Source organism: Nostoc sp. DedSLP03 (assembly GCF_034530815.1).
GTDB lineage: Bacteria > Cyanobacteriota > Cyanobacteriia > Cyanobacteriales > Nostocaceae > Nostoc.
The window spans coordinates 71,279-78,761 of record NZ_JAVRCK010000039.1; the positions used below are offsets into that span (position 1 = coordinate 71,279).

At 43.6% G+C, this 7,483-nt stretch carries 9 protein-coding genes and 1 tRNA gene; 5 read left to right on the top strand and 5 right to left on the bottom strand.

Annotated features, from left to right (window positions below; translation table 11 throughout):
* Positions 1 to 125 precede the first annotated feature (125 nt).
* Together remA and gmk are read left to right on the top strand one after the other, a co-directional pair.
* Positions 126 to 392: an extracellular matrix/biofilm regulator RemA gene (gene remA, locus RM368_RS19580; RefSeq protein WP_041233849.1), complete on the top strand. Its 267-nt coding sequence runs from the start codon at positions 126 to 128 to the stop codon at positions 390 to 392.
* 167 nt (positions 393 to 559) lie between these two features.
* A complete protein-coding gene (gmk, locus tag RM368_RS19585) occupies positions 560 to 1,159 on the top strand; it encodes a guanylate kinase (RefSeq protein WP_322695601.1) in 600 nt (199 codons plus the stop codon).
* 187 nt (positions 1,160 to 1,346) lie between these two features.
* Here gmk and RM368_RS19590 read toward each other — a convergent pair whose 3' ends face one another.
* The 3 genes from RM368_RS19590 to RM368_RS19600 form a co-directional block, all read right to left on the bottom strand.
* Positions 1,347 to 1,868 (bottom strand): photosystem I reaction center protein subunit XI, encoded by a 522-nt coding sequence (locus RM368_RS19590; protein WP_322663575.1) that lies wholly within the window; start codon positions 1,866 to 1,868, stop codon positions 1,347 to 1,349.
* A 276-nt stretch (positions 1,869 to 2,144) separates the two neighbouring features.
* Positions 2,145 to 2,294, bottom strand: a complete 150-nt coding sequence (gene psaJ, locus RM368_RS19595) for a photosystem I reaction center subunit IX (protein ID WP_094349471.1) — start codon at positions 2,292 to 2,294, stop codon at positions 2,145 to 2,147.
* Between the two features lie 39 nt (positions 2,295 to 2,333).
* Entirely contained in the window at positions 2,334 to 2,828 is a 495-nt protein-coding gene (locus tag RM368_RS19600) for a Photosystem I reaction center subunit III (protein WP_322695594.1), read from the bottom strand.
* Positions 2,829 to 3,108: 280 nt separating this feature from the next.
* On the opposite strand from RM368_RS19600, the gene tsaD reads away from it, so the two are divergent.
* Entirely contained in the window at positions 3,109 to 4,158 is a 1,050-nt protein-coding gene (gene tsaD / locus RM368_RS19605) for a tRNA (adenosine(37)-N6)-threonylcarbamoyltransferase complex transferase subunit TsaD (protein WP_322695595.1), read from the top strand.
* Between the two features lie 77 nt (positions 4,159 to 4,235).
* Here tsaD and RM368_RS19610 read toward each other — a convergent pair whose 3' ends face one another.
* Together RM368_RS19610 and RM368_RS19615 are read right to left on the bottom strand one after the other, a co-directional pair.
* Positions 4,236 to 5,153: an alpha/beta hydrolase gene (locus RM368_RS19610; protein WP_322695596.1), complete on the bottom strand. Its 918-nt coding sequence runs from the start codon at positions 5,151 to 5,153 to the stop codon at positions 4,236 to 4,238.
* Positions 5,154 to 5,261: 108 nt separating this feature from the next.
* The gene (locus RM368_RS19615; RefSeq protein WP_012410214.1) at positions 5,262 to 5,981 is read right to left on the bottom strand and encodes a hypothetical protein; all 720 of its coding nucleotides are present in this window, start codon (positions 5,979 to 5,981) and stop codon (positions 5,262 to 5,264) included.
* Between the two features lie 492 nt (positions 5,982 to 6,473).
* Here RM368_RS19615 and RM368_RS19620 point away from each other — a divergent pair, with 492 nt between their 5' ends.
* Positions 6,474 to 7,025, top strand: a complete 552-nt coding sequence (locus tag RM368_RS19620; protein ID WP_322695597.1) for a GNAT family N-acetyltransferase — start codon at positions 6,474 to 6,476, stop codon at positions 7,023 to 7,025.
* Positions 7,026 to 7,334: 309 nt separating this feature from the next.
* Positions 7,335 to 7,408: transfer RNA gene (locus RM368_RS19625), tRNA-Pro, on the top strand.
* Positions 7,409 to 7,483: the final 75 nt, after the last annotated feature.

Here is a 7,483-nt window from a genome sequence, read left to right on the forward strand (position 1 = left end):
AAGCAGACATTATTTAAAAACGCAGATTGGCTTAAATTTAAGCGTTGTAACTCCCGTTTTTTGGCGATAACATGGAAAGAAGTTTATTTCAAGCTTTATCAAACCGCCTTTAGCGTCAGTTTTTTATGGACATTCAGTTAATTAACATCGGGTTTGGTAACATCGTCTCTGCCAATCGAGTAGTTGCCATTGTCAGTCCAGAGTCTGCCCCAATTAAGCGGATTATTACCGATGCACGAGACAGAGGTCAACTGATTGATGCAACTTACGGTCGTAGGACTAGGGCTGTAATTATCACCGATTCCAGCCACGTAATTCTGTCAGCGATTCAGCCGGAAACGGTAGCGAATCGCTTTGTGATTTCTCGCGAGCATCAAACTGTAGATAATTGACTAGCAGGGGGTTTTTCCTACTCCTCTTTGCACCGTATCAGTAGTACCATGTGAATTAGACAAATTTATCTGTTACTCTTGCTACAAATTCCTTAGTCACCAGTGGACTAGACCAGGAATACGAGACTAATGAATAATATGTATTGATTGATTCACAGGTTGAAGGGATGATGCCAGTTTTACCGATCCAGAGTAGTGCGACTACCGAAGAATGCTTACATTTAGGCAAGTTAATTGTTTTAACTGGCCCCAGTGGGGTCGGTAAAGGCACTTTAATGCGATCGCTCCTAGAGCGTCATCCAGAACTTTATTATTCCGTATCGGTGACAACTCGTTCTCCCCGTCCAGGCGAAATCGATGGCAAAAGTTATTACTTCATCAGTCGCAGTAAGTTTGAACAATTAGTTGCTGAAGGTGAATTTTTAGAATGGGCAGAATTTGCTGGTAACTATTACGGCACACCCCGTGAAGCAGTACTTAACCAAATTCATTCTGGTAAGTTGGTGGTGCTGGAAATTGAACTAGAAGGGGCAAGACAAATTCGTGCTTCCTTCCCCAGTGCCCTCAGCATTTTTATTTTACCGCCTTCCTTTGATGAATTAGAGAAACGAATACGCTCTCGTGCCCAAGATTCTGAAGAAGCGATCGCCCGTCGTCTGCTTCGCGCCCAAGAAGAAATTCAAGCCGCAGATGAATTTGATATTCAAATCGTTAATGACGATTTTGAAACTGCTTTAAATGATATTGAAGGAGTTTTGTTTAAATAAATTAGGAGTTAAGAGTTAGAAGTTATGAATTTAAACTCCTAATTCTTAACTCCTGTATAGACGCGATTAATGAGCCAGCGCGTTGCGGGGGTTCCCACGGCAGTCGCTCATGGGGGGAACCCCCAAGACCCCGCTGCCTCCCCGTTGTAGCGACGGGCGTCGCGTCTCTACTGCTAACTCCCAGTAATTAACCAAATAGACCTTGAATTAGTGCCAAATTACTGGTCAAAAAGTAAGCAACTACTGCACCACCAATACCACCAATCAAGAAAGAACTGCCGAAGTTGTTCCAGCTTTCTTTAGAGTTAAAAGCATCTGCTGGAGGCTTGGGTACGGTAACACTAGGAAGTGCTTTGGGTGGATTGCTATTTGCATACAGCGATAGAGCGCCTGTGAGAACTACAACCAAACCAATGGCTGATAGTAACCCAGCTAAGTTAGCATTATCTGTGTCCCGCAGTGGGCCTAATTTGGCAAAGGGGCCAAATAGCCAGTAACCATGAGCCATACCAACTTCCAAACCGCGTCTAGCAGGAGCCAAACCTGGGCGATAGGCAGGTAAATTATTAATAAACCCCTTGATCAAAGGAGAAGAATTAACCGGGGTTTCTAAGTTGCCTATCTGTGGATCGCCAAATGCGGGAAAAACAACTTCCCGATTTCTAGGATCGCTGGGAAGATTCTTTGATGCATCTACTGCTTGTGCCATATTTTATGTTCGCCTCTAAATTAAAATGGTGGCATTTTTATATTAATAATAATTGTCGCTCAAGAAGCATTTTGTTTAGGAAGTTTAGAAAAATTAATTTAGCTGATTTTAAAACCGTGAAACTCGCGATCTGTAAACAGTATCACGAGTTTCAAAAAACTATTTTTGCCGGCTATTTTAGTGATAATTCTGCCTAACTAAGCTGAAAAAATCAACTACACAATATTAAGCAAAAAACAAGACATTGATTCAACAGTCCTAAATCCCATTAGACACTTATGGTAGTGGATGGAAAAGTAGGTCGGGGAAAAAGCGGTTGAATTCAATCAAGATCCCTGCTGTGATGAACAGCCATATCGTAGCGGCCACGGGCGCTGTGGAAATGAATTTAATCAAATAAGCTGATTGATCGCCTTTGTCTGCCATGAATTTAGTCTCCAAAAGGAATGAATTATTTAAGCTGATTTAGCGTGGAGAAATGGGGATTTCTGTATCCTTGGCCGCTAATTTGTTAGAAAGGAGTTCTTGGACTGCTGCTACTGGCCAAGTAAAGCCTGACGCTATAATAGGTAGTGCCAAAGCAAAATCGATTTGGATTTCTTTTTGTTCAGTATTCGGGTCTTTTTTGATTGTTTGCAGATAGGTACGACCTACCCAGCCAATCCAACCAGCAATATATAGAAACAGAATGCTGGGGATCAAAAAGTCACCAGCATGATCTAGACGGCCATCAACAATCAAGTGGGGATAGCCTTCAGGACCACACAGTTCTTGAGAATAACGCTCAAACCGCTTTCTCCCAGATTCGGGGTCAGCAGTGGTATTACGGGCATTAGCTGCTAGCTCTTGAAAAGCGGGATTGTCTTTGCACGGTGTCAAATTAGCCCCTAAAGCTTGTGCTGGGGGGGCAAAATTGAACCAAAGACTAATCGCTAACATCAAAGCAAACAATCGTCGCATAGAGTTGTTTCCTTTTATTACAAAACAAGAAGTTCTTTGTACAAAACGAAGCGGCTTGTACAGTTGTTTATTTGCATAACTAGGAAGTCATCATACTCTTGGGTGGGAACCGAGTAAAGTTTAAGTAAATAAAAGTTAAAGCTTCTCAACCAAAATTAGTGCTGAGTGCTGAATTCTGAGTGCCGAGTATAAGAATTGTTGTTGTAGGGTAGTAAAGAAGCAAGATTTTTTCTCTACTATTCAGGATCAGAACTCAAAAACTCAGCACTTAGCACTCTCAATGACAACCGTTTTAGCAATAGAAACCAGTTGTGATGAAACAGCCGTCGCAATTGTTAACAATCGTAAAGTTTGCAGCAGTATCGTAGCCTCGCAAATTCCAGTCCATCAGCAGTATGGCGGGGTAGTACCAGAAGTAGCGTCTCGCCAGCACTTGGAAACGATAAATGTTGCGATCGCACAAGCCTTAGAGCAAGCTCAACTAGATTGGGGACAAATTGACGCAATTGCCGCCACTTGTGCGCCTGGACTCGTAGGAGCGCTATTGGTGGGATTAACTGCTGCCAAAACTCTAGCGATGGTACACAACAAGCCATTTTTGGGAGTTCATCACCTCGAAGGTCACATCTGTGCAACTTACTTGAGCGAATCAACTTTAAATCCCCCTTTTCTTAGCTTACTGGTTTCAGGCGGACATACAAGCTTGATTTATGTCAAAGATTGTGGTAGATACCAAACTCTGGGACAAACCCGTGATGATGCTGCGGGTGAAGCCTTTGATAAAGTGGCGCGATTGTTAAAGCTGGGTTATCCCGGTGGGCCAGCGATCGACAAGTTGGCACAGCAGGGTAATCCTCAAGCCTTTGCTTTACCCGAAGGAAAAGTTTCTTTACCTGGTGGGGGGTTTCATCGTTATGATGCGAGTTTTAGTGGGTTAAAAACGGCTGTATTACGTTTAGTGCAACAGTTAGAGAAAGATAGTGGACAAGTACCAGTGGCAGATATAGCAGCGAGCTTTCAGGATGCGGTAGCGCGATCGCTAACCAAAAGAGCGATCGCTTGTGCCCTTGACTATGGTCTAGACACAATTGCCATTGGCGGCGGTGTAGCAGCTAATAGCGGCTTGAGAAAAAATCTCCAAGCCGCCGCCGTTAAACATAACCTACGCGTCCTCTTTCCCTCTCTAAAATTCTGTACCGATAACGCCGCCATGATTGGCTGTGCCGCCGCTGACCATCTATCCCGCGGTCATACGTCTCCCCTGACACTAGGCGTTGAATCTAGATTAGGGCTTACTCAGGTGATGAAGTTGTATCAGCCTGTTGAGTAGTCATTTGTCATTAGTCATTTGTCATTTGTAACTACCAATGCTCAATCCCCAATACCCAATCCCCAATCCCCAATCCCCTATACCCTATAACTATTGACTATCGCCCGAATGTGATCGGCCACTGCATCCGGCTGTTCTAACATAGCCAGGTGTCCGCAATTAGGAATTTCCAAAACATTGTCACCACAATATTGAAAAAGCCTGTGAAAGCTAGCTAAATGGCGCACATACTTGGGTTCCATAACCTTGTCTTCCGCGCCAGCCAAAAAATAAACTGGCTGCTTCAGTTGGGATACTAGCTCAGGTAAACGATTGATTTCTTCTTCAGTTGTAGAGTCCAACAAAGTTCCCAGAGCCGCTTCTGGGTCAGCCACAACGAAATCTATTACTCGCTGACGTGCCCAATAGCGCTCTAAAGGACGAGCCACACTAGCTCTAGTAAACAGCAAATCAATCAAAGGCACTTGGGACAGCCAGCGCGGACGGACTTGCAAAAATTTCTGACCCGCCGAGCGAAACTGCTCAAAGGCTTCTTTGAGGTAAATACCACCGCCAGCGTTGATACAGATAACTCCCTTAACACGCTCAGGCATTTGATCTGCTCCCCAAAGAGCGATCGTCCCGCCTAATGAGTGACCAATTAGCCAAGCACTTCTAATATTCAATTGTTTCAGGAGAGCTGCTAAATCTTGAGTATACGCAGCAGGAGTATAAAGAGAATCGAAAGATGAGTCAGCCATACTACTGGAGATGGGCGTTATACTCAAAGACGTTTGTGCTCGACTAAAATCGGTTTTTACTTGGGATTGGGATTCACCAAAACCCCGCAAATCATAGGACAGGCACTGCAAATCATCTGATAGGCGGGAAATCACAGGTTGCCAATATCCACGGCTATTGAGCCAACCGTGGATAAATACTAAAGCATGGGGACAGGAAGTGGGAGCCGTTAGCTCGTATGCGTGTGGAACGCCCAAGATTTCGATAGTTGCCATACTTGTATCGTACCCTTAAGGACGGGTGCGACTAAATACTAAAGTAGAAAGAGTTAGAAGTTAGGAGTGAAGAATTTTTAACTCATAACTCATAACTTCTCACTTTTTTTATTTACCCAGCAACCTCTGTCGCACTCCTTCAGCAATTTTGTGACCCAGATATTCAGGAATGAGACTTTCATTCGGCCCTAACAAGTAAAGAATTAGCCGTGTACGTCCGCGCCAAACCAGTAAATTGGCATTGACTACCAGAAGGTCTTCCTGCCAGATAGCATACATGACTTTGTAGAATAATCCTGGTTGATTATCAGCTTCAATCACTAGGGCAGGGAGATGAAATACCGGATCGACATAAAACTCAGTTTGTACCTGCTCTAAGCCAGTGTCAAGATTAAATTCTACTGCCAGCATCTCTTCTACCTCAAACCGACCTCCTAAAGCCTCGCGAATAGCGCGACAGACATTTTCTGCGGTTTTCTCGGTCAAGGCTTTACTACCACGAGATACCAACAGTTTGATAAAAACTAACATTGGCGGACGGATTTGACCGTATAGACTTAAACCGTGGATAGTCAACCCATAAGCTGCTAGTACACCAAAAATATCGCTGAGGAGAAAAGACTGGTTGCGGTAAGCAAAATGCAAAGCACTTTTGCTACCTTCCGGTTTCAGTTCGATAACAGCACGTCTAGTTTTATAGAGACGGTAGGCTAGCCGCAAATTTTGCAGTTGAATTTCACTACTGACGAATTGCTCATAAAACTGGGGAAACGCTCGGTTAAAGCGCTTTAGGAGTTCCAGTGTCGAAGATTTTAAACCAGAAGCCATTGTTAAGGGTAAAACTCGCTTGCTTTCGTCATCTGGGGGGTGGATGTTAGGGGCTGGGGACTGGGGACTGGGGACTGGGCACAAGGAGGACAAGGGGGACAAGGAGGACAAGGGGGATAAGAGAAGAGTGTTCTCAATACCCAATGTCCAATGCCTTATGCCCAAATCCCGTATACAATACACTCCTAAGCTAACGTGCATTTAAGCTCTATACGAGCAATTGCCAGGATTAGGTTTTTGAATGCGTGAATTTTGAATTGTTTATATTCTTACCCTTTTGGTGAATTTCTCCTAGCCTTTACAACAAAATGCTAAAGTTGAAAATGATTGGTGTGAAACACGCTCTAACTGGCTGTTACCATTGCAAATCCCGAAAACAACCGAAAAACTTTGAGTGTAATAGGGTAATAAATGGGGGTAGCGATGTTAAAAGTGAATCAACACTCCTAAGAGTGGAAACCAATTCAGTTATACTACCCGAACCGCGTTGGCATGGGTTTTTGGAAAACTTGGTTTAGTACTCCTGAATCTGTAGGGACAACTAGGACAAATCTCTTTGAAGAGCATACAGCAGAAACTGCGGGCAACTCTAGCACCAGTAGTATTAGCGAAGCTGCTTCAAAGGAGGCTCGGATCGTCTTCAGTACGGAACGAGATATTGACCTATATGAGCTAGAAGAACTCTGTGATGCAGTTGGTTGGTCGCGTCGTCCTCTAAGAAAAGTAAAAAAAGCTATTGAGCATAGTTTTCTCGTTGCTTCAATGTGGCAAGTGAGAGGAAACCAAAAGCGGCTCATTGGTTTTGCCCGTGCTACCTCAGATCACGCCTTTAATGCCACTATCTGGGATGTAGTGGTTCACCCAGACTTTCAAAGTCAAGGACTGGGGAAGGCGCTGATGAAATACGTTCTCAAAAAACTTAGGAGTGAAGAAATTAGTAATGTCACTCTCTTCGCTGACCCCCATGTTGTAGATTTCTACCGAACTATGGGGTTTATGGCCGATCCAGAAGGCATCAAAGGCATGTTCTGGTATCCTCACTAATGCTCAATCCAAATAAAACCCGATTCGCACAATAAAATCAGGTATAGTAGTACAAATCTATTATTTAAATTTGGTTTGACAAGGTTTAGCCGACGAACGCACAAGTAATATTTCTTGTAAAACTAAGTCGGCAGACAAACCTTTAACCTTTATCAGCCCAAATATCTAATCTAGCTAGTATTTGCAGAAGATATAAATATATTAGGCATGAGCAGTGTTATGTGATATGATTGCATTAACGCTTTTGTGAAAGCGCGATCGCTTTGATGGGGAGATAAAAACCAAACCCAAAAAAGCGGATGGGTATAACGGGATGTAGCGCAGCTTGGTAGCGCGCCTGCTTTGGGAGCAGGATGCCGCAGGTTCAAATCCTGTCATCCCGATTTAATTAATATAGTTAACACTTAGGGCGTGTCATCAATTAGGTAAACTGGAATCAGAACTGCTGAAAAAGAATA